Here is a 26,541-nt window from a genome sequence, read left to right as displayed (position 1 = left end):
CGCCCGCTCCGGGCGCGTTTTGCCTGGGCTTTTTTGCCCCGCGCCTGGCGGTCCGCACACCGCAAGCACACGGAACCCGAATGGCAGAGCTCGCCAAGGAAATCATCCCGGTCAACCTCGAAGACGAGATGCGTCGCAGCTACCTCGATTACGCCATGAGCGTGATCGTGGGGCGTGCGCTGCCGGATGTCCGCGATGGTCTCAAGCCCGTGCATCGCCGCGTTCTGTACGCGATGAACGAACTGGGCGCGCACAGCAACAAGCCGTACTACAAGTCGGCGCGTATCGTCGGTGACGTGATCGGTAAGTACCACCCGCACGGCGACACCGCGGTGTACGACACGCTGGTGCGCATGGCGCAGCCGTTCTCGCTGCGCTACATGCTGGTGGACGGGCAGGGTAACTTCGGTTCGATCGACGGCGACTCCGCCGCGGCGATGCGTTACACCGAAGCGCGCATGTCGCGCCTCTCGCACGAGCTGATGGCGGACATCGAAAAGGAAACCGTCGACTTCCAGCCCAACTACGACGAAAAGGAACTCGAACCCACGGTCATGCCGACCCGGGTGCCGAACCTGCTCGTCAACGGCTCCGCCGGCATCGCGGTTGGCATGGCGACGAATATTCCGCCGCACAACCTCGGTGAAGTCGTCGACGCGACCATCGCGCTGATCGACAACCCGGCGCTGGACGTCGACGGTCTGATGGAATACATCCCCGGTCCGGACTTCCCGACCGCGGGCATCATCAACGGCACCGCCGGCATCCAGCTCGCCTACCGCACCGGTCGCGGCCGCGTGCGCATGCGCGCCAAGGCCGACATCGAAGTGAACGAGGACACCGGCCGCGAAGCCATCGCGGTGACCGAGATCCCGTACATGGTCAACAAGGCTCGCCTGATCGAGAAGATCGCCGAGCTGGTGAAAGAAAAGAAGCTCGAAGGCATCAGCGAGCTGCGCGACGAGTCCGACAAGGACGGCATGCGCATCTTCATCGAGGTCAAGCGCGGCGAGTCCGCTGAAGTGGTGCTCAACAACCTCTATCAGCAGACGCAGATGGAGTCGGTGTTCGGCATCAACATGGTGGCGCTGGTCGACGGCCGCCCGCAACTGCTGAACCTCAAGCAGATCCTCGAAGCCTTCGTGCGCCATCGCCGCGAAGTCGTCACCCGCCGCACCATCTTCGAACTGCGCAAGGCCCGTGCCCGTGCGCACATCTTGGAAGGCCTGACGGTCGCGCTCGCCAACATCGACGAGATGATCGAGCTGATCAAGACCTCGGCGAATCCGAACGAGGCGCGCGAACGCATGCTGGCGCGCACCTGGGAGCCGGGCCTGGTCGCTTCGCTGCTCGCCGCCACCGGCGCCGATGCATCGCGTCCGGAAGACCTGCCGCAGGGCGTGGGCCTGATCGACGGGGGCTACCAGCTCACCGAGACCCAGGCGCAGCAGATCCTGGAAATGCGCCTGCACCGCCTGACCGGCCTGGAGCAGGACAAGCTCACCGACGAGTACAAGGAACTGCTCAAGACCATCGCCGGCCTGATCGAGATCCTCGAGAACCCGGCCGTGCTGCTCGAACTGATCCGCACCGAGCTGCGCAACCTCAAGGAAGAATTCAACGACGCCCGCCGCAGCGAGATCCGCGCTTCGGAAGAAGACCTCGACATCCTCGACCTGATCGCGCCGGAAGACGTGGTGGTGACGCTGTCGCACTCCGGTTACGCCAAGCGCCAGCCGGTCAGCGCCTACCGCGCGCAGAAACGCGGCGGCAGGGGCCGCAGTGCGGCGTCGACCAAGGACGAGGACTTCATCGACAAGCTCTGGCTGGTCAACACCCATGACACGTTGCTGACCTTCACCAGCGCCGGCCGCGTGTTCTGGCTGTCCGTGCACCAACTGCCGGATGCTGGTCCGAACGCCCGTGGCCGCCCGATCATCAACTGGATTCCGCTGGAAGCCGGCGAACAGGTCCAGGCGGTGGTGCCGGTGCGCGAGTACGCGGAAGGCAAGTACGTCTTCTTCGCCACCCGCAACGGCACGGTCAAGAAGACCCCGCTCACCGAGTTCGCCTTCCGCCTGCAGCGCGGCAAGATCGCGATCAACCTCGACGACGGCGATGCGCTGGTCAACGCCGAACTGACCGACGGCAGCCGCGACATCATGCTGTTCGCCAGCAACGGCAAGGCCGTGCGCTTCGCCGAGAGCGAAGTCCGCTCGATGGGCCGTACCGCCACCGGCGTGCGCGGCATCCGCCTGGCCGCGGGCGAAGTGGATAGCGAGGGCGAAGGCGAGGGCGACGAGACCGCCGCCGCGCCGGCAGCCGGCGCGCGCGTCGTCAGCCTGATCGTGATCGACGGCGACGGCGACATCCTCACCGCCAGCGAGCGCGGTTACGGCAAGCGCACCCCGGCGTCGGAATACCCGCGCAAGGGCCGCGGCACCCAGGGCGTGATCGCACTGAAGACCACCGAACGCAACGGTTGCTTGGTGGGCGCGGTGCAGCTGTCCGATCACCACGAAGTGCTGCTGATCTCCGACGGCGGCACCCTGGTGCGCACCCGCGCCGCCGAGATCTCGCAGGTCAGCCGCAACACCCAGGGCGTCACCCTGATGCGCCTGGCCGCGGACGAGTCCCTGCAGGCGATCGAGCGGCTGGATGCGTCGCTGGATGACGATGGCGAGGTGGATGCGGTGATTCCGGGGCCGATGGAAGTCGTCCCGGATGCGGCGCATCCCACAGAACAGGCTGACTAAAACTCGCTGATCTCTCGCCCGTAGCAGGGTCGAAAACGCCGCCTTCCCAGGCGGCGTTTTTCTTTTTTGGGTCAGAGAACTCGTGTGCCGAAACCGGTTGGCCGGCGCCGCCGCGAAACCACGTAAGGCTGCATCTTTCGGGCGCCCTCGTTCCCGGCGAAGCGATGCTAAACGCCAGTTCACTGGCACGTTTTCGCACGCGATCGACGCCATTGTGTGACGCCATTCCGGTTCTATACGCTTGTGCGCAAACCTGGGGAGAGTCGCATGAAGCGCGTTACGTGTTCGGACGGATCCGTGCAGTGCCGTCCGCTGTCTGGTCGTTCGATTTCCAAGCATGTGGTGTGGCAGGGGCTGGCGCTTTTCGCCCTGGCGGCGATGCTCGCCCTCGGCGGGTGCAAGCGCGACGCCAACGGGCAGCTGCCGCAAGTCAGCGGCGAGAAGATCGCCGCCAAGCGCGAAGCGGTGAAGGGCTTCGGCCTGGTCGCCGCGTATCCCGATCAGGCCAGCGACGACGAACTCGCGCTCGCTCTGGAGTTCAGCCGCCCCCTGGTCGGCACACAGGAATTCGACTCGCTGATCGCCGTGACCGACAAGGACGGCGCGCCGGTCAAAGGCAGCTGGGTGCTCGACGACGACGGCGCGGACGAAGCCAAGGTGTTGCGCTTCCCGCACGTGGAAGCGAGCAAGGAATACATCGTCACGCTCAAGGCCGGCCTGACCGCCGCCGACGGCAACCGCCTGGGCAAGGAAGAGAAGCGCACCATCTACACCGGACCGCTGGAGCCGGCGGTCGCCTTCGCCTCGCAGGGCAGTGTGCTGCCGGCGCGCGAGAGCCGCGGCCTGCCGGTGGTGTCGGTGAACGTGTCCGAGGTCGACGTCGAGTTCCTGCGCATCAAGGAAAAGGAACTGCCCAAGTTCTTCGCCGAGTTCCAGCGCGGCGGCCGCCGCAGCGCCTGGGACCTGGAGCGCGAGTATTCCTGGGACGACGACGAGGGCATCAGCCACGGCCGCACGCCGCTGTCCAAGCTGGCCGAGCCGGTCTACGTCAACCGCTTCGTCCTGGGCGGCAAGAAGAACGAGCGCGTCCTCACCTACCTGCCGCTGCAGGACATCGAGGAGCTGCGCGAGCCGGGCCTGTATTTCGCGGTGATGAAGAAGGCCGGCACGTTCAAGGAGGAATTCGACACCGCCTTCTTCACCGTCAGCGACCTGGGCCTGCATGCGCGCGCCTACAAGGATCGCCTGTTCGTGCACGCCGCTTCGCTTGAAAGCGGCGCTGCCATCAGCGGTGTCGAGCTGAAGGTGCTCAATGGCGACGGCGAGGCCGTGCTGAAGTCGACCACCGACCGCAACGGCAACGCCATGCTCGACTACAAGCTCGACGCCGCGCACGTGCTGATCGCGCAGCGCGGCAGCGACGTGTCGATGCTGCCGTTCAACCAGCCGGCGCTGGATCTGTCCGAGTTCGCGGTCGCAGGGCGCGAGCAGGCCTGGTTCGACGTGTTCGCCTGGTCCGGCCGCGATCTCTACCGCCCGGGCGAAACCGTGCGCCTGTCGGCGCTGCTGCGCGACCAGGACGGCCAGCCCATTGCGCCTAAGGGCAAGAAGGGACTGCAACCCGTCTTCGTGCGTTACGTCCAGCCCGACGGCAAGACCTTCCTGGAAACCAGCCTGCAGCCAGACGCGCAGGGTTACGTCCGCCACACCCAGGTGATTCCGGTCGATGCGGCGACGGGCCGTTGGCGCGTGGAGTTCCGCACTGACCCCGCGAGCAAGGAAGCCGTGCAGGGCATGACCCTGCGCGTCGAGGAATTCCTGCCCGAACGCATGAAGCTGGATCTGGCCGCGCAGGAAGTCATCAAGCCGGGCGAACCGCTGCGCCTGCAGGCGACCGGTGCCTATCTCTACGGCGCGCCCGCCGCGTCCAACCGCTTCACCGCGAAGCTCACCGTCGCGGTCGAGCAACATCCGCTGGAACAACTGCCGGGCTGGTTCTTCGGCGATCCCACCCTCGATCTGCCCAAGGAAGCCAGGGACGTCATCGACACCAGCCTCGACGCCGACGGCAAGCTGCAGCAGGACATCGCGCTGCCGGCCGAGGCCAAACCGGTCAGCACCATCGCCGCGATGGTGACCGGCAGTGTGTTCGAAACCGGCGGCCGCAGCGTCAACCGCAGTCTCAAGCGCGTGCTGTGGCCGGCGGACAGGCTGGTCGCGGTGCGGCCGCTGTTCGACGACAAGGAAGGGTCGGACGCCAACGCCAACGCCGCCTTCCAGATCGCCCGTTATGGCAGCGACGGCAAGCTCTATCCGGGCAATGGCCTGCGCGTCACCCTGGTGCGCGAACACCGCGACTACCACTGGAACTGGGAAGACGACGGCTGGGATTACGACTTCACCCGCCGCTACCAGGACATCGCCACCCGCACCCTCGATGTCGGTGTGTCGCCGGCCAAGATCGACTTCCCGGTGGAGTGGGGCGATTACCGGCTCGATGTCTATGACCCGGCGACCAAGCTCACCACGCGCTATCCGTTCAAGGCCGGCTGGAGCTGGAGCGACGAGAACCGCGGCCTCGATGCGCGGCCGGACAAGGTCAAGCTCGCGCTCGACAAGACCGCCTACAAGGCCGGCGACCTGCTCAAGGTCACGCTGACGCCGCCGCACGAAGGCAAGGGCCTGCTGATGGTCGAGAGCGACCACATGCTCTATGTGCAGGACATCGAGGCGAAGGCGGGCAGTACGTTCGAGGTTCCGGTGACCAAGGATTGGGAGCGCCACGACGTTTATGTCACCGCGCTCGTGTTCCGCGGCGGCACCGCCTCCGACAAGATCACCCCGGCGCGCGCGGTCGGCATCGCGCACGTGCCGATGGATCGCCGCGAGCGCACGGTGGCGGTTGGCCTGGCGGTGCCCAAGCAGATGCGTCCGGAGCGCGATCTCGCGGCGACCGTGAGCGTGCCGCAGCTGGCTGGGCAGGAGGCTTTCGTCACCGTATCGGCGGTGGATGTGGGCATTCTCAACATCACCCGCTTCCCGGTGCCCGATGCCGGTAAGCACTTCTTCGCCCAGCGTCGCCTCGGCGTGGATGCGTACGACGTGTACAGCCGCGTGATCGAGAGTTTCGACGGCGGCACGGCGAAGATCCGCTTCGGCGGCGACATGGCGCCGCTCGCCCTGCCGCAGGCGCGCCGGCCGACGGCGCACGTGCAGACCGTCGATCTGTTCACCGGTCCGGTGAAGCTGGACGCCAAGGGCCTGGCGCGAGTGAAGCTGGCGGTGCCCGATTTCAACGGCACGCTGCGCGTCTCGGCGCTGGTGTTCGCGGGCAATCGCTACGGCAGCAAGGACGACGAAACCGTCGTGCGCGCGCCGGTACTCGCCGAGGCGAGCCTGCCACGCGTGCTGGCGCCCGGAGACCGCAGCAGCGTGACCCTGGACGTGCAGAACTTCACCGGCAAGGCCGGCGAGTTCAAGGTCCAGGTCGACGGCATCGGTCCGTTGTCGCTGGCGGATGGCACGCGCAGCGCGAAGCTCGGTGTCGATGGCAAGACGACCTATACCTTCCCGCTGGTCGCGCGCGAGGGCTACACGACCGCGCAGGTGCGAGTGAGGGTGAACGGCAACGGCTTCAGCGTCGATCGCAAGTACGACCTGCCGGTGCGGCCGGCGTGGTCGGCGGTCATGCGTTCGCGCACGCGCGTGCTCAACGAGCTGGGCCCGGTGCCGCTGGGCACCGATCTCGCCGACGGGCTGATGCCCGGTTCGGTGCAGGCGCGCATGGTCGTCAGCGCATTGCCGCCGATTCCCTTCGCCGCGGCGCTCGAAGACGCGCTGAAGTATCCCTACGGCTGCGCGGAACAGACGACCAGCAAGGGTTATGCGGCGCTGAAACTGGATGAGGCGACGGCGAAGATGCTCGGCGTCACCGGTCTCAACGCGAAGCAGCGCCGCGAGCGCATGGAAGGCGCGTTCGGCCGCTTGGCCTCGATGCAGGTCAGCTCCGGCCACTTCTCGATGTGGGGCGACGGCGATTACATCAACCAGGCGCTGACGCCGTACATCGTCGAGTTCCTGCTGGACGCGCGCGAAGCCGGTTTCGCGGTACCGGAGACCATGCTGCAGAAGGCGCTGAAGGCGCTCAACGAGGACCTGCTCGCCGGTGGCGCGCCGTTCTACGGCTACGACAATCGCGACCACCTCAAGTTCGCCTACCAGGCGCATGCCGGCTACGTGCTGGCGCGCGTCAACCGCGCGCCGCTGGGCACGCTGCGGGCGCTGTACGACAACAACCGCAAGCAGAGCATGACCGGCCTGCCGCTGGTGCATCTGGGCCTGGCGCTGTCGTTGCAGGGCGACAAGACGCGCGGTGCAAAGGCGATCGCAGCGGGTTTCGCAATGGACCCGAAGGAACGCCCGATCTACCTGGCCGACTACGGCACGCGCCTGCGCGACGACGCCCTGATGATCGCGCTGCTGCATGAGCGCGGTTACGCCAAGCCGGAATACGACGCGCGCTCGGTGGCATTGGGTCGCGAACTCGATGCGCGCCGCAACATGCGCTGGTTCTGGCTGAGCACGCAGGAGCAGGTGGCGCTGGCACGCCTGGGCAAGGCGCTGATGGCCGACCAGAAGAAGATGGTGTCGGGCCAATGGAAGATCGCCGGCGAGACCTTCGATGTCGCCGAAACGCGCATCACCGGCCGCACGGTCAACTACGACGCCTTGTCGCGCGGCGTGAGCTTCCTCCCGCAGGGGCAGCCGCCGCTGTACGCGAGCCTGGAAGTGGCCGGCGTGCCGCGCACGGCGCCCGAGCCGGATGCCACCCTCGTCACGGTGACGCGCAAGTACTACAACACCGACGGCAGCGAGTGGAGCGGCGGCACGCTGGAAGAGGGCGACAGCCTGATCGTGCAGCTGACCATCAAGAGCCGCGAGAACATTCCCGATGCGCTGGTGACCGATCTGCTGCCCGCTGGCCTGGAGATCGAGAACTTCAATCTCGGCGATGCCAAGCAGTGGGCGGGCGTGGTTGTCGACGGCATCGAGATCGCCGACCGCGACGAGGCCGCCGAGACGCGCCACGAGGAATATCGCGACGACCGCTACGTGGCCGCGCTCAAGCTCAACACCTACGACACCGCGAAGCTGTTCTATCTGGTGCGCGCGGTGACGCCGGGCACGTACACCGTCCCGCCGCCGCTGGTCGAGGACATGTATCGCCCCGATATGCGCGGTGTGGGCAAGGCGAGCCCGGCGATGTTGACGGTGAAGCAGCCGGGGCGGTGAGGGTTGAACAGCAAAATGGATCCCGGCCTACGCCGGGATGACGAACAAGAGCGGCCAGCCTTCCGTTCCTTCGGAAGGCTCCGCATCCACCGCCGCTTCCCGCTCCAATTCGCACTGGCGGCATTGCTGCTCCTCACCGCGGCGATGCTGCTCGACCTGGCCTTTCCGCTGCCGTTGCCGAAGCAACGCGACGCCGGCGCGGTGGTGCTGGCGCGCGATGCCACGCCGCTGCGCGCGTTCGCCGATCGCGGCGGGATCTGGCGTTACCCGGTAACGACCGAGCAGGTCTCGCCGCTGTATCTGCAAGCTCTGCTCAACTATGAGGACCGCTGGTTCTGGCGCCACGCCGGCGTCAACCCCTTTGCGTTGGCGCGTGCGGGCGGGCAGTGGCTGCGTCAGGGCCGTGTAGTTTCCGGCGGTTCGACCTTGACCATGCAGGTCGCGCGCATCCTCGACCAGCCGGCGGGGCGCCGGCAAACGCGTACGCCCTGGGCGAAGCTGCGCCAGCTCGCGCGAGCCGTGCAGCTCGAAGTGCATCTGAGCAAGCGCGAGATTCTCGCGCTGTACCTCAACCGCGCACCGTTCGGCGGCACCATCGAAGGCGTCGAAGCCGCGAGTTGGGCGTACCTGGGCAAACCCGCGGCGCGTCTGTCGCATGCCGAAGCCGCGCTGCTGGCCGTGCTGCCGCAATCGCCCAGCCGCCTGCGTCCCGATCGCGAAGCCGAACGCGCACGCGTCGCGCGCGACAAGGTGCTGGCGCGCATGCAGACGCTCGGCGTGTGGTCGGCGCAGGAAGTGCGCGACGCGCGGATGGAACCCGTCGTCGCGCGTTCGCTGCAGCCGCCGCAACACGCTTCGCTGCTGGCGCAACGCTTGCGTTTCGCCCATCCGCAGACGACACGGATCGAGTCGACCATCGACGCCGATTTGCAGCGCACGCTGGAAGACCGCGTCTCCGCGTACTTCTCCGATTTGCCCGAACGAACTTCCGCCGCGCTGCTGGTGGTCGACAATGCCACGCTGGAAGCGCGCGCCTATGTCGGCTCGGTGGAGTTCGCCGACAAGGCGCGCCTCGGCCACGTCGACATGGTCAAGGCGTGGCGCTCGCCCGGTTCGACCTTGAAGCCGTTCCTTTACGGCCTGGCGCTGGATGATGGTCTGATCCATTCCGAAAGCCTGCTGGTGGACGCGCCGCAGGCGTTCGGCGATTACCGGCCGGGCAATTTCGACATGGCGTTCAACGGCCCGGTCGGTGCCGCCGAAGCGCTGCGTCTGTCGTTGAACGTGCCCGCCGTCGATCTGCTCGATCGCGTCGGCCCTTCGCGCTTCGCCGCGCGGCTGGCGAATGCCGGCATCGACTTGAAATGGCCAGACGGCGCCAAGCCCAATCTCGCGATGATCCTCGGCGGCACCGGCGCGCGCCTGGAAGACCTCGTCGGCGCCTATGCGGCGCTGAATCGCGAAGGCGTCGCCGGACGCGTGCGTTATCAGCCGCAGGATCCGCGTGTCGAACGCCGCCTGCTGTCGCCGGGGGCGGCATGGATCATCCGCGACACGCTGGAAGCGAATCCGCGGCCCGGCAGCATCGCCGATACGTTTGAAATGGGCGGCCGTCCGCGCGTGGCGTGGAAGACCGGTACCAGCTACGGCTTCCGCGATGCGTGGGCCTTGGGCAGCACACGCCGCTACACCGTCGGCGTGTGGGTGGGGCGCCCGGATGGCACGCCGTTGCCGGGCCAGTACGGCGTAGTGACCGCGTTGCCGCTGCTGTTCGAAGTCGTCGACAGCCTGCCGGCGCAGCGCGGCGATGCGGCGCCGCGGCCGCCGCCGCGCAATGTCGAGCAGATCGACATTTGTTGGCCGCTGGGTCTACCGCCGGATCCCCAGTCGCCGCAGCTATGCCGACGCCGATTGAAGGCCTGGACGCTCGATGGCGTCGTGCCGCCGACGTTCGCCGAACGCGATGCGCGCCTGTGGAACGCTGGGCGCGAGCGCTTCGAAGTCGACGCACGCACCGGATTGCGCTTGTCCGCCGACTGCGCCCAGCCGCACGAGCGGCGTCCGTCGCAGATCGCGCGCTGGCCGGCGCTCGCTTCGCCGTGGCTGTCGCAGGAAGCGCGCGCCGCGGCACGCCTGCCGGCGCTCTCGCCCGATTGCAGTGCCGACGGTCGCGAGGCGACCGAAGAACTGCGCATCGAAGGCATCCACGACGCCGCCACGCTCGCCCGCGCGCCCAACAGCGCCGCGCCGCTGCGCTTGTCGGTGCGTGCGATCGGCAGCGATGCGCGCATCCGTTGGCTGCTGGACGGCAAGCTCGTCGGCGAATCGCAGGGCGCGGGGCTGTTTCCTTACGACTTCGGCGACGCGGGTGCGCACACGCTGACCGCGCTCGCCGACACTGGAGCGTGGTCGCGGGTGAGCTTCCGGGTACTGCGCTGACGCTTCGCTGCTCTGAATCAGCCTGCTTCAGCGAGGGCGTCCAGCATGTACTCCGCCGAAGACACCTTGAACTCGCCCGGCGCTTCCACGAACAGCTTCTTCACCGTGCCGTTGTCCGCATACAGGGCGAAGCGGCGCGAACGCTTGCCCATGCCGTAGGCGCTGGCATCCAGTTCCAAGCCCAAAGCGCGGGTGAAGTCGCCGTTGCCGTCGGCCAGCATCAGCAGACCGTCGGGCACGTGCTGGCTCTGGCCCCAGGCCTGCATCACGAACGGATCGTTGACGGACATGCACAGCACGCTGATACCGCGCGCGCTGAACCGATCGAAGTGCTCCACGTAGCCCGGCAGATGGCGCTCCGAACAGGTCGGCGTAAACGCACCGGGGACGGCGAACAGCACGACTTTCTTGCCGTCGAACAGCGTCGGCGTATCCACGATCTCGACGCCGTTGTGGATGCGCTGCAGCGGAACTTCGGGGATGCGGTCGCCTACCTGGATCGTCATGTGGGGTCTCGTGTGGGAGGAGCTTCACGCAGTCTAGACGCCTTGGAGGAAGGTGACGTCAATCCCGCCGCGCGATGCGCTAACCTCGAATGCCAGCGGCGGCCGGCCGCAGGCCCCACCCCGGAGTCCCATGCAATTCAAGGATTACTACGAAACGCTTGGCCTCGAGCCCGGCGCTGGCGAAGCCGAGATCAAGACCGCCTATCGTCGGCTGGCGCGCAAGTACCATCCGGACGTCAGCAAGGAGGCGGGCGCGGAGGAGAAGTTCAAGGCGGTCAACGAGGCGTACGAAGCGCTGCGCGATCCGCAGAAGCGCGCCGCGTACGACCAGCTGCGTGCGCGCGGCTATCGGCCGGGCGATGAAGTGCAGCCGCCGCCGGGCGGTTTCGCCGATGGCTACGGCGGCGTCGATTTCGACGAGATCTTCGCCGGCGGCGGCGCGGGCGGCGGTTTCAGCGATTTCTTCGAGAACCTGTTCGGTCGCGGCCGCGCCGGTGGCTTCGGCGGCGCGGCACCACCACGCGGCGATACGCGGGCCAAGCTGGCGGTGTCGCTGGAGTCGGTCTATGCCGGTAGCCCGGCGCGGATCGGGGTCGGCAATCGCACGCTGGACGTGCGCATTCCCAAGGGCATCAGGCCGGGCCAGGTCATCCGCCTGGGCGGGCAGGGCAGCGCGGGCCGCGACTTGCTGCTGGAAATCGAATACGCGGCGCACCCCCAGTTCGAGGTCGACGGCCGCAACATCATCTACGTGCTTCCGGTCGCCCCTTGGGAGGCGGCGCTGGGCGCGACGGTGAGCGTGCCGACCTTGGGCGGCGCGGTTGAGCTGAAGATCCCAGCGCGCTCCGAGAGCGGGCGCAAGCTGCGGCTGCGCGGCCGTGGGTTGCCGGGCGCGACGCCGGGCGACCAGATCGTCGAGCTGGAAATCCTGTCGCCCAAGCCGGAGACGCCGGCGCAGCAGGCGGCGTACGAAGCGATGCGCGATGCCTTCGGCGACGACTGGCGCCGCGACTGAGCGGCTTGGCAGGGCAACGAAAAAGGCGGGCCTGGCCCGCCTTTTTTCTTACTTGATCACCTGGGTGATGATCTCGGCGAGATCGCTCTCGCTGAAAGGCTTGGTGATGTAGGCCTTGGCGCCCTGGCGCATGCCCCAGACGCGGTCGGTGTCCTGGTCCTTGGTGGTTACCAGAATGACCGGGATGTGCGCCGTCGCTGGATCCTTGCTGATCGAGCGCGTGGCCTGGAAACCGTTGAGGTTCGGCATCACCACGTCCATCAGCACCAGGTCCGGCAATTCGCGCTTGCACACTTCCACCCCGGCGGCACCGTCCTCGGCGGTGAGCGCCTCGTGACCCAGCTTCTCAACGATGCGACGGATGCCCATCAGCTGCGAAGGCGAATCGTCGACGATCAGGATGCGAGCCATCAGGATTTCCCCAGGAAGTCGGCCGATTGTAACGGGGCGGAGTGACGCCGCAACCCGCTAGACCGCCACCAGGGTACGGCCGAATGAGCCACCTGTGAGCATCGTCGCAAACACTTCGGGCAATTGCGGCAAAGTGATTTCGCGCGTGCAGATGCGGTCGAGATGTCGCGGCTTCCAGTCGCTGGCCAGGTGCTGCCAGACCGCCTCGCGGATGTCGCGGGCGGTACCCGCCGAAGCGACGCCGACCAGCGAGACACCGCGGATGATGAACGGCATGACCGTGGTCGGCAGATCGGCGGTCGCGGCCAGGCCTGCGCTGGCGACATTGCCGTAGGGGGCCGTCTGCGCCAGCAGACTGGCGAGCATGCCGCCGCCGACATTGTCGAGGCCGCCGCCGAAACGGGCGGATTCCATCGGCCGCGCGGTCGCGAGCGCGTCCCGGCCCAGCACCTGGCTGGCGCCGATCGCCGTGAGGTAGTCGGCATGCTCAGGCTTGCCGCTGATCGCGTGCACCTCGAAGCCCGCGCGGCTGAAGATATCGACCGCCAGCGAGCCGACCCCACCGGTCGCGCCGGTGACGGCCAGCGGGCCCAGGGCGGGCGCCTGTCGGTTCTCCTTCATCCGGAACAGCGCCAGCGCGGCGGTGAACCCGGCGGTACCCAGGATCATGCTTTCGCGCAGGTTCAGGCCCTTAGGCAGAGGGATGACCCATTGCGATTCCAGCCGCGCGTATTCGCCATAGCCGCCGTCGCGCGTCTCGCTCAGGCCGCTGCCGGTGACGAGCACCGCGTCGCCTTCTTTGAACTTCGTATCGGTCGACGCGACCACGTGCCCGGCCACGTCGATGCCGCCGACCAGCGGAAACCGGCGCAGGATCTTGCCCTGGCCGGTACCGGCGAGCGCGTCCTTGAAGTTGACCGACGAGAAAGCGGTCTTGATGACGACTTCGCCGGGCGCGAGATCGTCGAGCGAGATCGTCTCGATGCCGCTGCGGTAGCCGCTGGCGTCGTTGTGGATGCGGAAGGCGGTGAAGTCGGTGGGTGTGGGCATTTGTTTTTGCTCGTCATCCCGGCGTAAGCCGGGATCCAGTGCCTTTGATCGTGTCACAACCGAGATCGCTGTATCAGCCGAGAATGTCAGGATACAGGTCACGCCACTCTGGATTTGAAGTCTCAATCAGCTTCAGTTTCCAGGTGCGCTTCCACTCCTTAAGCGCCTTCTCACGTTCGATCGCGGACGCCATCGTCGGATGCTGCTCGTACCAAACCAAAGTATGGACGCCATACTTCTTGGTGAAACCCTCAACGGCGTCGGTCTTGTGTTCGTAAACGCGTTTGACGAGATCCGAGGTCACTCCGGCGTACAGAGTCCCATTCCTTTGACTCGCGAGAATATAGACGCACGGATCCTTCATTGATTCGTCCTTGAATGAAGCAGCGGCAGAGCAACGGCAAAAGCCCTGGATCCCGGCTTGCGCCGGGATGACGAGCGAAGAGACTGTCAGCGCAGCTGCTTGCGCCGCTTTTCGTCCATCCACTTGTTCGCATCGGCCGGACGGTAGGCCTGCATCCACTCGATCATCGTGGCGATGTCATCGCCGTGCCAAAGGTCGCGGCGTTGGTCCGGATGCAGGAAACGCTCTTCGACCATGCGATCCAGCATCGACATCAATGGCGCATAGAAGCCATCGACGTCGAGGAAGGCGCAAGGCTTGTCGCCGATACCCAGCTGGCGCCAGGTCAGCATCTCGAACATCTCGTCCAGCGTGCCGAAGCCGCCGGGCAGGGCGACGAAGCCGTCGGCAAGATCGAACATGCGCGCTTTGCGCTCATGCATGTTGGCGACGACTTCGAGCCGGGTCAGGCCCTTGTGTGCGACTTCCCAGTTGACCAACTGCTCGGGAATGACGCCGATCACTTCGCCGCCGGCTTCGAGCGCCGCGTCGGCGACGATGCCCATCAGGCCGACATTGCCGCCGCCGTACACCAGCGCCAGCCCTTCCTTGGCAAGGCGGTTGCCCAGCGCGATCGCGCGTTCGGTATAGACGGGTTTGCTGCCGGCATTGGAGCCGCAATAGACACAGACGGAACGCATATCGCTCTACGGATGATCAGGTGGATTCGAGCAGCATGATGCCGGAAAAACGCTTCATCGCTTCGCGCCGCCGTTTCGGTTGCAGCCAGCGCAGGAGATTCCATAGCCAGGCGTTGGGCATCGTGCGCTTCAGCCGCAGGGATTCGTCCCAGTGCGGCCGGAACTCCACTTCGCGCCAACCGAAGGGCGCAAAGAAGGCGGTGTTCTCGGCCGGGCCGAAACGGAACGGCGCGTTGCCCTGTTCGAGCAAGGGCTGCCATTGCCGCTCCAGGAACTTGAGCAGCATCGGCGAGGCGAGGTCGGAGAGCCACCACTTCGCCTGCGCGACATCGTGCAGGTCGCGCGCGAGGGCGGCGACGTCTTCGGATTCGAGGTAGATCAGCAGCCCTTCGGTGATCGCCAGTACCGGGCCATGCGCTGCCGCGCGTGCGAATACGTCGCGCCGCGCGGCGGCATCGCGCAGGTCGGCGGCGACGAATTCCAACTGGCAGCGCGGCGTCTCCGCGTCCATGTGCGAGCGGAAGTAGTCGATCATGTCCGGCAGATCGACATGCAGCCAGCGCAGCGAAGCGGGCAGGTCGAGACGGTACGGCCGTGCGTCCAGCCCGGCGGCCAAGTTGAGCACGGTCGCCGCGCCCTGCTGCACGCAGCGCAGGATGATCTCGTCCATTACCGCGGTGCGCACGACCATCGGCCAGCTCATCGTGCGGCCGCGCGGCATGGCGTCGACGATGGCCTGGCCGCGTTCGCCGCCGAGGCGGCGCGCGTACGGGTCGCGGAAGATCGCATCCGCGCGTTCGCTTTCCATCGCGCGGTAGATCGCGACCCACAGCGCGGTGTCGGACACGTTGCGAATCGGGTTTGCCGAAGTCATGCGCGAACTCCTGGTCCGAAAAGCAGAACGGCGCACCGAGGTGCGCCGTTCCAATTTACCGCAGTCGATCGGGAAAGGCTCAGTTGGCCTTGTGGATCGAGCGCTTGTGCACGGCCATCGCGGCGTCGTGGACGGCTTCCGACAGCGATGGATGCGCGTGGCAGATGCGGGCGAGGTCGTCGGCCGAACCCTTGAACTCCATGGTCAGCACGCCTTCGTGCACCAGCTCGGAGACGTTGGCGCCGACCAGGTGCATGCCCAGCACGGTGTCGGTTTCGGCATGTGCGAGCACCTTCACGAAGCCCGCCGGTTCGGCCATCGCCACCGCGCGGGCGACCGCCGCGAACGGGAAGCTGCCGGCCTTGTACGGAATGCCTTCGGCCTTGAGCTGCTCTTCGGTCTTGCCGACCCAGGCAATTTCCGGCTCGGTGTAGATCACCCACGGCACCGTGTCGAGATTGACGTGGCCCGGCAGGCCGGCGATCAGTTCGGCCACGGCGATGCCTTCTTCGAAGCCCTTGTGCGCCAGCATCGGGCCGCGCACGCAGTCGCCCACGGCCCACACGCCGTCGACGCCGGTGTGGCAGTGCTCGTCGACTTCGATCATGCCGCGCTCGTTGACCTTGACGCCGGTGCCCTCTGCGAGCAGGCCCTTGGTCGCGGCGCGGCGGCCCACGGACACCAGCAGCTTGTCGACGACGATGGTCTGTTCGCCCTTGTCGTCCGTGTAGGTGACATGGACGCCGTCCTTCTTCACCTCGGTCTTGCTGACCTTGGCGCCCAGGCGGATGTCCAGGTTCTGCTTCTTGAATTCGCGCGCGGCGACCTTGGCCACTTCTGCGTCGGCGGCGGCGAGGAAGTTCGGCAGGGCTTCGAGAATGGTGACTTCCGAACCCAGACGGTTCCACACGCTGCCCAGTTCCAGGCCGATCACGCCGGCGCCGATCACGCCGAAACGCTTCGGCACCGATTCGAAATCCAGCGCGCCGACGTTGTCGACGATGTGCTCGCCGAACTTCGCGAACGGCAGTTCGATCGAGTCCGAACCGGCGGCGATGACGACGTTGGTGCCCTTGAGCTCGACTTCGCTGCCGTCGTGCTGCTTCACCTTGACGACGTTGCCCGGCTGCAGCGTGCCGAAGCCGTAGAACGGCGTGATCTTGTTGGCCTTGAACAGCATGCCGATGCCGCCGGTGAACTGCTTCACGATCTTGTCCTTGCGGGCAATCATCGTGGGGATGTCGATCTTCGCGTCCTGGGTCGTGATGCCGTGGTCGCCGAAGAGGTGGTGCAGGTTGTAGAACTGGCGCGAGCTGTCGAGCAGCGCCTTGGACGGGACGCAGCCCACGCGCAGGCAGGTGCCGCCCAGCGCCGGCTTGCCGTCCTTGCCCAGGGCGGCGTCGATGCACGCGGTCTTCAGGCCGAGCTGCGCGGCGCGGATGGCGGCGTGGTAACCGGCCGGGCCGGCGCCGATGACGACTACGTCGAAGTTCTGCTGTTCGCTCATGGAGGTCTCTTCTTTCTAGCCGGAGCGCGAACGCGCTGCGCGAAGCTGATAGCGGGGGAGGGATTCGAACCTGTGGGCCAAACGCAGGACGGGAACCGCTGCCGGTTCCCGTCCCCGATGCATTACATGCCCAGCAGCATGCGGTGCGGGTTTTCCAGCTGGTTCTTGATGTCGACCAGGAACAGCACCGCGTCCTTGCCGTCGATGATGCGGTGGTCGTAGGACAGCGCGATGTACATCATCGGTGCGGCGATGACCTGGCCGTTCTCGACGATGGCGCGTTCCTTGATGGCGTGCATGCCCAGGATCGCCGACTGCGGCGGGTTGACGATCGGCGTCGACATCAGCGAGCCGAAGGTGCCGCCGTTGGTGATGGTGAAGGTGCCGCCCTGCAGGTCGTCCAGGCCGAGCTTGCCGTCGCGCGCCTTCTTGGCGTATTCGGCGATCTGCGCTTCGATGTCGGCGAAGGACAGGCGCTCGACGTTGCGCACGACCGGCGTGACCAGGCCCTTGTCGGTCGACACGGCGATCGAGATGTCGGCATAGCCGTGATAGATGACGTCGTTGCCGTCGACCGAGGCGTTGACCACCGGGTACTTCTGCAGCGCGTTCGCGGCGGCCTTGGCGAAGAAGCTCATGAAGCCGAGCTTGATGCCGTTGGCCTTCTCGAAGGCTTCGCCCAGCTCCTTGCGCATCGCCATGACCTTGCCCAGGTTCACTTCGTTGAACGAGGTGAGCATGGCGATCGAGTTCTTCGACTGCATCAGGCGCTCAGCGATGCGGGCGCGCATGCGGGTCATCGGCACGCGCTCTTCCGGACGCGCGCCGCCGCCGACGCCGGCGGTCTTGCCGCTGGCGTAGTTGACGATGTCTTCCTTGGTGACCATGCCGCGGCGGCCGGTGCCTTCGACCTGCGCGGCATCGACGCCGGCGCTGGCGGCGGCGAAGCGCGCACCCGGCGGCAGTTCGACGCCGGCGGCCTTGGCGGCGGCCGGAGCGGCAGCGGCGGCGGCCTTGGAAACGACCGGCTGCGCTTCAGCGGTGGTGGCGGCCTTGTTCTTGGCGTCGTCGCTGGCGGCAGCCTTCGGCGCTTCCGCGGCCGCGGCGGCGCCGGCTTCGATCACGCCGATGATCTGCTGGCTGTTGACCGTCGCGCCTTCGGCGAACTTGATTTCCTTGAGCACGCCGTCGACGGGCGAGGGCACTTCCAGCACGACCTTGTCGGTTTCCAGGTCGACCAGGTTCTCGTCGCGCTTGACCGCGTCGCCGACCTTCTTGTGCCAGGTGGCAATGGTGGCGTCGGAGACCGATTCGGGCAGGACGGGGACTTTGATTTCGGTGCTCATGGATGAGTCCTTGGAGAAGAGATTGCTGTATCGAACAGGCAGGTTCGAGAGGAGCGGCGGTTATTCGGGGCTGGCTTCGCCACGCAGCGGATTCACCAGTGCATCGGCGACCAGCGCGTTCTGTTCGAGCACGTGATCGGCGAAATGCCCCGCCGCCGGCGACGGCGAACGCTGGCGGCCGGCATAGTGCAGCGACTGCTTCGGCGCGAGGCACGCGGCCAGGTGATGGCGGATCTGGTACCAGGCGCCCTGGTTCTGCGGTTCTTCCTGGCACCACACCACGTCGGTCGCGCCGGCGAAGCGCTTGAGCTCGGCGGCGAGTTCGGGGCGCGGGAACGGATACAGCTGTTCCACGCGGACGATGGCGACGTTGTCGAGCTTCTGCTTCTGCGCTTCTTCCAGCAGGTCGTAATAGACCTTGCCGCCGCAGACGATTACGCGCTTGACCTTCTTGGCGTCGGCCGTGGCATCCGGAATCAGGGTCTGGAAGCTGCCCTTGGACAGATCGTCCATCGTCGACACCGCCAGCTTGTGGCGCAGCAGCGACTTGGGCGTCATCACCACCAGCGGCTTGCGCGTGGTCATGCGCATCTGCCGGCGGATCATGTGGTAGGCCTGCGCCGGCGTGGTCGGGGTGCAGACGATCATGTTTTCCAGCGCGCACATCTGCAGGAAGCGCTCCAGGCGCGCGGAGCTGTGCTCCGGGCCCTGGCCTTCGTAGCCGTGCGGCAGGAACAGCGCCAGGCCGCACAGGCGGCCCCACTTGGCTTCGCCCGAGGACAGGAACTGGTCGATCACCACCTGCGCGCCGTTGGCGAAGTCGCCGAACTGCGCTTCCCAGATGTCGAGCGTCTGCGGATCGGCGGTGGAGTAGCCGTATTCGAACGCCATCACCGCTTCTTCGCTCAGCAGCGAGTCGATGATGGTGACGTCGGTGGGGTTCTTCACCAGGCGGCGCAGCGGCAGCACGTATTCGTCCGTGGTCTGCTCGTGCAGGATCGCGTGGCGATGGAAGAACGTGCCGCGGCCGCAGTCCTGGCCGACCAGGCGCAGCTTGTAGCCTTCCGTGAGCAGGGTGGCGTAGGCGAGGTTCTCGGCGAAGCCCCAGTCGCCCGGCTGTTCGCCGGCCGTCATCTTGCGGCGGTCTTCGTAGATCTTGGCGACACGCGGGTGCAGCTTCAGCGTGTCGGGGACCTCGTTGATGGTTTCGGCGAGCTTCTTCAGCTTCTTGCCGTCGAACTTGGTGTCGACCTTGTCGCTGAGCTTGCCCTTGAGATAGGGCGTCCAGTCGATGGCGAATTCGTCCGGGGTGACCGCGACCAGCTCGGTGGTGACGACGCCATCGTCCAGCTTCTGGCGGAGGCCATCGACCAGCGCCTGCGCTTGCGCGTCGTTGACCACGCCTTCGGCGATCAGCTGCGCGGCGTACAGCTCGCGCGGCGTCTTGTGCTTGCGGATCACCTGGTACATCAGCGGCTGCGTTGCGGCCGGCTCGTCGGCTTCGTTGTGGCCGTGGCGGCGGTAGCAGACCAGGTCGATCACTACATCCCTGCCGAAGCGGCTGCGGTAGTCGAGCGCGAGTTCGGCGCAGAACACCACCGCTTCGGGATCATCGCCGTTCACGTGCAGCACCGGGGCGCCGACCATCTTCGCCACGTCGGTGCAGTACAGCGTGGAGCGCGCGTCCTGGCGTTCGCTGGTAGTGAAGCCGACCTGGTTGTTGATGACGATGTGGATGGTGCCGCCGACGGCGAAGCCGCGCGCCTGCGACATCTGGAACAGTTCCATCACCACGCCCTGGCCGGCGAACGCGGCATCACCGTGGATCAGCACCGGCACGACCTGCTGGCGGCCCTTGTCGCCGCGGCGGGTCTGGCGCGAACGCACGGAACCGGCGACCACCGGGTCGACGATTTCCAGGTGCGAGGGATTGAAGGCGAGGGCGAGGTGCACCGGGCCGCCGGGCGTGGCGACGTCGGCGCTGAAGCCCATGTGGTACTTCACGTCGCCCTGGTGGGCGAGGTCGTTGTGGACGTGCTCGAACTTGCCTTCGAACTCGTCGAACAGCTGGCGCGGCGGCTTGCCGAGGGTATTGACCAGGACGTTGAGGCGGCCGCGGTGGGCCATGCCGATGATGACGTCCTTGGCGCCCTGTTCGCCGGCGCGGCGGATGGTGGTGTCCATCAGCGGGATCAGCGCGTCGCCGCCTTCGAGCGAGAAGCGCTTCTGGCCGACGTACTTGGTGCCGAGGTAGCGCTCCAGGCCATCGGCGGCGGTGAGGCGTTCGAGGATGCGCTTCTTGTCTTCGGCGCTGCGGCCGAACTTGCCGGCGACGCTTTCCAGGCGCTCCTGCATCCAGCGACGCTGTTCGACGTCGGTGATGTGCATGTATTCGGCGCCGATGCTGCCGGTGTAGGTGGCCTTGAGCAGAGCGACGAGGTCGCCGAGCTTCATGCGGTCCTTGCCCGCGACGCCGCCGGTGCTGAATTCCGCGGACAGGTCGCTCTCGGAGAGGTGATGGAAGCCGATCGCGAGATCAGGCGCCTCGACCTTGGCCATCATGCCCAGCGGGTCGAGATTCGCGGCGAGGTGGCCGCGCGACCGGTAGGCGGTGATCAGCTTGCCGACGGCGCGTTCGCGCTCATCGCCCGCACCGGTGGCGGGCGCGAGTTTGCCGGAAGCGGCGAGACGACCGGCGATACCGATCTGCTCGATGACGGCGGAGTGGGGGACGTCACCGGCTTCGCGGCCTTTGAGGCCGTCGAAATAGGTCTTCCACTTGGCCCCGACGCTGTCGGGGTCGACCAGGTACTGCTCGTACAGGTCTTCGATATAGGCGGCGTTGGCGCCGAGCTGCGAGGACTGGGCAAACTGCTTGAGAAGACTGTCCACGATGATGTCGGGAAGATCCAAGTTGTGAGGCAAGCGGTTGATCCGGCGAGCTTTTTTGGGGTGCGCCGGTGCGTCGGGCTGCAGGTGACGCGAAAGGGCCAAAATTATAGCCGCAGGCCATGTCGCGCTGCATCAAGCGGTTACGGAATAAGCGGCCCGGGCGGGCCTGTCGTCGATGTGGGGACGCGGCCGGAGCGGAGGAAGTCCGTGCCGGGAACGATGAGTTTTCGCCGTGACGTTACGACTGAAAACGGTCCCTCTTGCTTTTGCTCGCCATCCCACGAAGGCGGGGATCAGGGACTTTGCTTGTCTCTGCTTTAGAAGCTGCCGGCTTCGGCGGGACGCGCTGCCCGCCGGGATGGGGGTGGCTGCGACCCTCCGGACGGCAGTCCTGCCTTTAGTCGGGCCGCGGACCATCCATGGTCCGCTCTCCGCCACCCCCATCCCGGCGGGCAGCGCTAATCGCGAACGTGAAGTTCGTGGCTTCGGCCCATGCGCACCTTCTTCTCCCCGCGAGCGGGGAGAAGATGCCCGAAGGGCAGATGAGGGGAGGCGAGCGCAGCGAGTTGCCTTTGCTCTTATCAAAGCGCCCGAGATGAGTGAGAGGCAGGCGGTGCCGGTGGGCAGGCGCGACTGTCAGCGGCATGGATGCCGCTGACAAGCCTCCATGGACGGATTCACGGCGTGTCGCGACTGCCCACCGGCGCCGACTGCCCGCCCGTACACATGACGCGTGGTAGCAATGCCGCTTAGATCCCTAGCGCCCGATATTCACTACAAGGCCGCGCCCGTTCCCACACCGGCTCAAACACGCCTTGCAACTGTCGAGCACGAGCCGGCTGATCGATCCGGGTTTCGCCCTCGGGACGATGGCCAAGCGTCCGGAAGTACCAGCCACCGCGATCGTTGACTACGAAGGCGGATGCATACGCACGGTCCACCGGCTCGTCGATCACGCGGAACGCGAAAGCAGTGGGTAGCCGCTGCGACAGCGCGATCAGCGGCGCATGCGCCGACTGCGGCGCGACCGCGTCCTGCAGCAGGATGTGAGCCGTGCCGCGATGCGTACCGAAACGGCGCAGCGCCGCCACCACGTCGGGATGGTCCAGTAGCCCCGGATCGAGTTCGCGGCTGTAGATCCACAACTCCCGGCGTGCCGTGCCGATCACGCCGAGCATCGCAGCGATCGCGGCCTCGTGCGTCTCGACCGGATTGGCCGCATCGAGCAGGCGACGCATCGACTGATGCTCGATGCCCGCTTCCTGAAAGCGCTCGCCATAGGGCAGAAACCCATGCCGCGCATAGAAACCGATCGCACTGGCCTGCGCATGCAGCGAAACCTCGTGCCAACCCAACTCGCGCGCCTTGTCCAGCAGCGCCAGCAACAACGCATCGCCGACGCCGCGGCCGCGCCAATCGGCGAGCACGGCCATGCGGCCGATCTTGTGCTCCGGCGTCAGCCGGCCCGTACCGATCGGCTCACCCCGCGCATCCAGCGCAACGACGTGATGGCACTGCGAATCGAGCGCGTCCAACTCCAGCTCCAGCGGCACGCCCTGTTCCTGCACGAATACCGCTACGCGCACCGCGCGCAACTGCGGCAGCGCCGCCTGGTAATCGACGGCCTGGACGGTGAATGCCGGTTCCGGCGCGGTGACGACGCTCATTCTTCTTCCTCGCCTCCGCTCGAGAGGCTGTAGTGGCCGGCCTGCAACAACTCGTGGATGCGATCCCTGCCGGTCTGCGAAAGCGCCGCGTACGCCGCGCCATCGATCCCCTTGGCATTGGCAACGGATTTGGCGTCGCGAACCGGCAACTCGTACCCCTGGCCGTTGACGAACAGCCGCGCACCGCGGCCCGCCTTGCGCCAGGCCATGCGCGAATACGGATGCCGCATCAGCGTGGCGCCGCCGTGCTGTAGGTCCCATTCGATTTCGATGCGCGACCGGGTTTCGGGGGCGGCCATCACTTCGCCCGCATTGCGGTACAGCGTGATGAAGCGGCCGAACCAATCGCCGAGCCGCTCCGGATCGTTCATGCGCAGTGCGTTCAGCGCCTCGATCGCCCGGCGCATCGCGTCGTCGTCGATCTGCGCCGGGTCCTTGGCCGGGGCCAGGTCAGGGTCGACGTAGCGCAGGCTCTCGTCCGCATCGGCCGCGAGCGTGTCGACGAAGTCGCCGAGCAATTCCGCCGCGCTGGGTGCACGCATGCCCACGGAGAACGTCAGACAGGCATCCTCGGCCACGCCGTGGTGCGGCACGCCCGGCGGCAGGTACAACATGTCGCCGGGCCGCAGCAGCCATTCGTGCGTGGGGTGGAACTCGCGCAGCAGCTTCAGCTCGACGTCGTTGCGGAATTCCGTGGACGGCGTGCCCTTGCCCAAGGATTCCGACGCGTCGATCTGCCAGCGCCGATGGCCCAGCGCCTGCAGCAGGAAGACGTCGTACTGGTCGACGTGCGCGCCCACCGAACCACCGGGCGCCGCGAACGACACCATGATGTCGTCGATACGCCAGCGCGGCAGGAAGTCGAAGGCATCGAGCAACGCCGCCACGTCGCTGTCCCACTTGTCGACGTCCTGCACCAGCAGCGTCCAGTCGTGGTGCGGCATGTCGGGGAAAAGCGCTTCCTCGAACGGACCGTGGCGCAGCATCCAGCTATCTCGCTCGCGGTCGTGGGCGACGATGCGCGACAGCGTGCCTTCCTCGCAGGCCAGGCCGGCCAGGTCTTCGGGCTGGATCGGCGATTCGAAATCGGGGAAGGCGTTGCGGATCAGCAGCGGCTTCTTCTGCCAGTACTCGCGCAGGAATTGCGCGGCGGGCATGCCGAGGGGCGGATGCGCACGCGCGTCGATCTCGAACAGCGCGTGCTTGGTTGCCGCAGCGGGTGCGGTCGACTGGGCTTTCTTTTGTGCCATGGCGATTTTGTCGGAGTGAGGGCTCAGTGCGTGGCGATTTCGTCGTAGCCACGACCGCGGAATTCGATCAGGCACCAGCCATGCCCGTAGGGGTCGGCGAGCTGCACGAGGCGTCCCCATTTGGCATCGCGGGTCGCGCCTTCCTGCACTGCGCCGGCAGCGATGGCGCGGGCCAGGGCGGCGTCCAGGTCGTCGACAGCGAGGTCGGCGTGCACCGGCGTCCAATGCCGCGCGTAGGCGCGCGGGGAATCGCCGGCACCGATCGTGCCTTCCTGTTTCGCCAGCAGATACAGCGGCGCTTCCAGTCCGAGCAATTCCACGGCGTCGGCGCCGAAACGACGCCCGGCGTGCAGGCCGAAGGCCGCGGTGTAGAAGGCTTCCGCGGTCGCGATCTCGGGTACGTCCAGGTTGAGCAGCAGCTTCACGGCACGCCCCTGCGATGTGGGGCGCGCATTCTACTTCGCTGCGGGTTTGCTGAGCGTTGGGAAGCGAGCGGTGCAAAGAAGAGGGCCGCGTGAAGCGGCCCTCTTCGCATCCGATCAGATCTCCCGCGCCAGGCGGTCCGCCAGGCCGATGTAGCTGGCGGGCGTCATGGCGAGCAGCCGCTGCTTCGCGTCCGCCGGAAGATCCAGCGTAGCGATGAACTCGCGCATCGACGCTTCGTTGATGCCCTGGCCGCGGGTCAGGGCCTTCAGCTGCTCGTACGGGTTCGGCAGGCCGTGGCGGCGCATCACCGTCTGCACGGCTTCGGCGAGCACTTCCCAGGCGGCGTCGAGGTCGGCGGCCAGGCGTTCCGGATTGATGCTCAGCTTGCCCAGACCGCGCTGCAGCGATTCGAAACCGATCAGCATGTGGCCGAACGCCGTGCCCAGTGCGCGCAGCACGGTGGAGTCGGTGAGGTCGCGCTGCCAGCGGCTGATCGGCAGCTTGGCGGCGAAATGCTCGAACAGCGCGCTGGCGATGCCGAAGTTGCCTTCCGCATTCTCGAAATCGATCGGATTGACCTTGTGCGGCATGGTCGAGCTGCCGACTTCGCCGGCCTTCACCGCCTGCTTGAAGTAACCCTGCGAGATGTAGCCCCAGATGTCGCGGCACAGGTCGATGGCGATGGTGTCGATGCGCTTGGACACGTCGCACAGCTCGGCGACGCCGTCGTGCGGTTCGATCTGGGTGGTGTAGGGCTGCCAGGTCAGGTCCAGCGATTCGACGAAGCGGCGCGAGAACGTCGTCCAGTCGATATCGGGATACGCGGCGACGTGGGCGTTGTAGTTGCCCACGGCGCCGTTGATCTTGCCCGGCATCGGCAAACCGGCGAGCACTTCGCCCTGACGCTGCAGGCGGGCGACGACGTTGGCCAGTTCCTTGCCGACGGTAGTGGGCGAGGCGGTCTGGCCGTGCGTGCGCGAGAGCATCGGCACGGCGGCGTGTTCCTGCGCCATCGCACGCAAGGTCTGGATGAGTGCGTCGAGCTTGGGCAGCAATACGTCCTGCCGCGCTTCGTTGAGCATCAGCGCGTAGCTGAGGTTGTTGATGTCCTCGCTGGTGCAGGCGAAATGCACGAATTCCAATGCCGGGCCAAGTTCGGCGTCGTCCTTGAGGCGTTCCTTGATGAGGTATTCGACCGCCTTGACGTCGTGATTGGTGGTGCGCTCGATTTCCTTCACGCGCGCGGCGTCGGCGACGGAGAGGTTGTCGGCCAGGGCGCGCAGGCGGGCGGTGGCTTGGGGGGAGAACGGCTTGAGCTCGACGATGCCCGGTTCGTTCGCCAGGGCCAGCAGCCATTCGACCTCGACCTTCACGCGCGCCTTGATCAGGCCGAATTCCGAAAAGATCGGGCGCAAGGCGTCGACCTTGCCGGCATAGCGGCCATCGAGCGGGGACAGGGCGAGCAGTTGGGTTTCGACGGACATGGCGGGCGGGGCTGCGAAAGGCAAACCGCAATTCTACAGGGGGTGGGGTCGGCCTGGCCTTTGCTCGTCATCCCCGCGAAGGCGGGGATCCAGGGACGTTGCTTTGGCTTATCGGCTTCGGGCTGGCTTCTTCGGTAGGACGCGCTACCCGACGGGACGGGGGTGCTCCGCCCCTCCGGACGGCATCCCTGCCTTTAGTCGGGGCCGCGGACCATCCTGGTCCGCTCTCCGCACCCCCATCCCATCGGGCAGCGCTTACCGCGAGCATGCAGATCGCCACTTCGGCGCCGGAGCTCTTCTTCTCCCCGCATGCGGGGAGAAGATGCCCGAAGGGCAGATGAGGGGGAGCGAGCGCAGCGAGTTGCTTTCGCTTTTTCGCCAACGCGCCCGAGATGTATGGGAGGGCAGGCGGTGCCGGTGGGCAGGCGTGACTGTCAGCGGCATGGATGCCGCTGACAAGCCTCCATGGACGGATTCACGGCGTGTCACGCCTGCCCACCGGCGCCGCCTGCCCGCGCCGATAAGCCATCAGCGCGGTGCCGACGTAAGACCGGGCGGCGTAAGCTGGAGACAGCCCCCAAG

Annotated in this window: 17 protein-coding genes; 4 read left to right on the top strand and 13 right to left on the bottom strand. The window is 66.7% G+C overall.

Annotated features, from left to right (window positions below; translation table 11 throughout):
- Positions 1 to 80 precede the first annotated feature (80 nt).
- The 3 genes from gyrA to pbpC all read left to right on the top strand — a co-directional run bounded on the left by gyrA (position 81) and on the right by pbpC (position 10,487).
- The gene (gene gyrA / locus ACYVJ8_RS06575) at positions 81 to 2,756 is read left to right on the top strand and encodes a DNA gyrase subunit A (RefSeq protein ID WP_460710455.1); all 2,676 of its coding nucleotides are present in this window, start codon (positions 81 to 83) and stop codon (positions 2,754 to 2,756) included.
- 378 nt (positions 2,757 to 3,134) lie between these two features.
- Positions 3,135 to 8,048 carry an alpha-2-macroglobulin family protein gene (locus ACYVJ8_RS06570; protein ID WP_460711083.1) on the top strand — a complete coding sequence of 1,638 codons (4,914 nt, stop codon included), beginning with the start codon at positions 3,135 to 3,137 and terminating at the stop codon, positions 8,046 to 8,048.
- A 15-nt stretch (positions 8,049 to 8,063) separates the two neighbouring features.
- Entirely contained in the window at positions 8,064 to 10,487 is a 2,424-nt protein-coding gene (gene pbpC, locus ACYVJ8_RS06565) for a penicillin-binding protein 1C (RefSeq protein ID WP_460710453.1), read from the top strand.
- Positions 10,488 to 10,504: 17 nt separating this feature from the next.
- On the opposite strand, the gene ACYVJ8_RS06560 is transcribed toward pbpC, so the two are convergent.
- The gene (locus tag ACYVJ8_RS06560) at positions 10,505 to 10,993 is read right to left on the bottom strand and encodes a redoxin family protein (protein ID WP_460710451.1); all 489 of its coding nucleotides are present in this window, start codon (positions 10,991 to 10,993) and stop codon (positions 10,505 to 10,507) included.
- 130 nt (positions 10,994 to 11,123) lie between these two features.
- Between ACYVJ8_RS06560 and ACYVJ8_RS06555 the strand changes: the two genes are divergently transcribed.
- On the top strand, positions 11,124 to 12,008 hold the full coding sequence (locus ACYVJ8_RS06555) for a DnaJ C-terminal domain-containing protein (RefSeq protein ID WP_460710449.1): 885 nt from the start codon (positions 11,124 to 11,126) through the stop codon (positions 12,006 to 12,008).
- Positions 12,009 to 12,056: 48 nt separating this feature from the next.
- On the opposite strand, the gene pilH is transcribed toward ACYVJ8_RS06555, so the two are convergent.
- From pilH to purB, 12 genes are all read right to left on the bottom strand, one after another.
- Positions 12,057 to 12,419, bottom strand: coding sequence for a twitching motility response regulator PilH (pilH, locus tag ACYVJ8_RS06550; protein WP_460710447.1), 363 nt, complete (start codon positions 12,417 to 12,419; stop codon positions 12,057 to 12,059).
- A 57-nt stretch (positions 12,420 to 12,476) separates the two neighbouring features.
- Positions 12,477 to 13,469 (bottom strand): YhdH/YhfP family quinone oxidoreductase, encoded by a 993-nt coding sequence (locus ACYVJ8_RS06545; protein WP_460710445.1) that lies wholly within the window; start codon positions 13,467 to 13,469, stop codon positions 12,477 to 12,479.
- A gap of 73 nt (positions 13,470 to 13,542) precedes the next feature.
- Positions 13,543 to 13,956 carry a GIY-YIG nuclease family protein gene (locus ACYVJ8_RS06540; RefSeq protein WP_460710443.1) on the bottom strand — a complete coding sequence of 138 codons (414 nt, stop codon included), beginning with the start codon at positions 13,954 to 13,956 and terminating at the stop codon, positions 13,543 to 13,545.
- Positions 13,920 to 14,513 (bottom strand): LOG family protein, encoded by a 594-nt coding sequence (locus ACYVJ8_RS06535; protein ID WP_460710441.1) that lies wholly within the window; start codon positions 14,511 to 14,513, stop codon positions 13,920 to 13,922. The genes ACYVJ8_RS06540 and ACYVJ8_RS06535 overlap by 37 nt, the downstream gene beginning before the upstream one ends.
- Before the next feature lie 16 nt (positions 14,514 to 14,529).
- Positions 14,530 to 15,387 (bottom strand): class I SAM-dependent methyltransferase, encoded by an 858-nt coding sequence (locus tag ACYVJ8_RS06530; RefSeq protein WP_460710440.1) that lies wholly within the window; start codon positions 15,385 to 15,387, stop codon positions 14,530 to 14,532.
- A gap of 79 nt (positions 15,388 to 15,466) precedes the next feature.
- Positions 15,467 to 16,894 carry a dihydrolipoyl dehydrogenase gene (lpdA, locus tag ACYVJ8_RS06525; protein WP_460710438.1) on the bottom strand — a complete coding sequence of 476 codons (1,428 nt, stop codon included), beginning with the start codon at positions 16,892 to 16,894 and terminating at the stop codon, positions 15,467 to 15,469.
- Positions 16,895 to 17,016: 122 nt separating this feature from the next.
- Positions 17,017 to 18,240: a dihydrolipoyllysine-residue succinyltransferase gene (gene sucB, locus ACYVJ8_RS06520; RefSeq protein WP_460710436.1), complete on the bottom strand. Its 1,224-nt coding sequence runs from the start codon at positions 18,238 to 18,240 to the stop codon at positions 17,017 to 17,019.
- Positions 18,241 to 18,300: 60 nt separating this feature from the next.
- Positions 18,301 to 21,132, bottom strand: coding sequence for a 2-oxoglutarate dehydrogenase E1 component (locus ACYVJ8_RS06515; protein WP_460711081.1), 2,832 nt, complete (start codon positions 21,130 to 21,132; stop codon positions 18,301 to 18,303).
- Positions 21,133 to 21,881: 749 nt separating this feature from the next.
- Positions 21,882 to 22,799, bottom strand: coding sequence for a GNAT family N-acetyltransferase (locus ACYVJ8_RS06510; protein ID WP_460710434.1), 918 nt, complete (start codon positions 22,797 to 22,799; stop codon positions 21,882 to 21,884).
- Positions 22,796 to 24,049, bottom strand: a complete 1,254-nt coding sequence (locus tag ACYVJ8_RS06505) for a ribosomal protein uL16 3-hydroxylase (RefSeq protein ID WP_460710432.1) — start codon at positions 24,047 to 24,049, stop codon at positions 22,796 to 22,798. The genes ACYVJ8_RS06510 and ACYVJ8_RS06505 overlap by 4 nt, the downstream gene beginning before the upstream one ends.
- A gap of 23 nt (positions 24,050 to 24,072) precedes the next feature.
- Positions 24,073 to 24,474, bottom strand: coding sequence for a VOC family protein (locus tag ACYVJ8_RS06500; protein WP_460710430.1), 402 nt, complete (start codon positions 24,472 to 24,474; stop codon positions 24,073 to 24,075).
- Positions 24,475 to 24,588: 114 nt separating this feature from the next.
- Positions 24,589 to 25,959, bottom strand: a complete 1,371-nt coding sequence (gene purB / locus ACYVJ8_RS06495) for an adenylosuccinate lyase (protein ID WP_460710429.1) — start codon at positions 25,957 to 25,959, stop codon at positions 24,589 to 24,591.
- Between the last annotated feature and the right edge of the window lie 582 nt (positions 25,960 to 26,541).

The sequence above is a fragment of the Lysobacter terrae genome (genome assembly GCF_054782215.1).
This window is presented reverse-complemented; position numbering and strand designations above follow the sequence as displayed.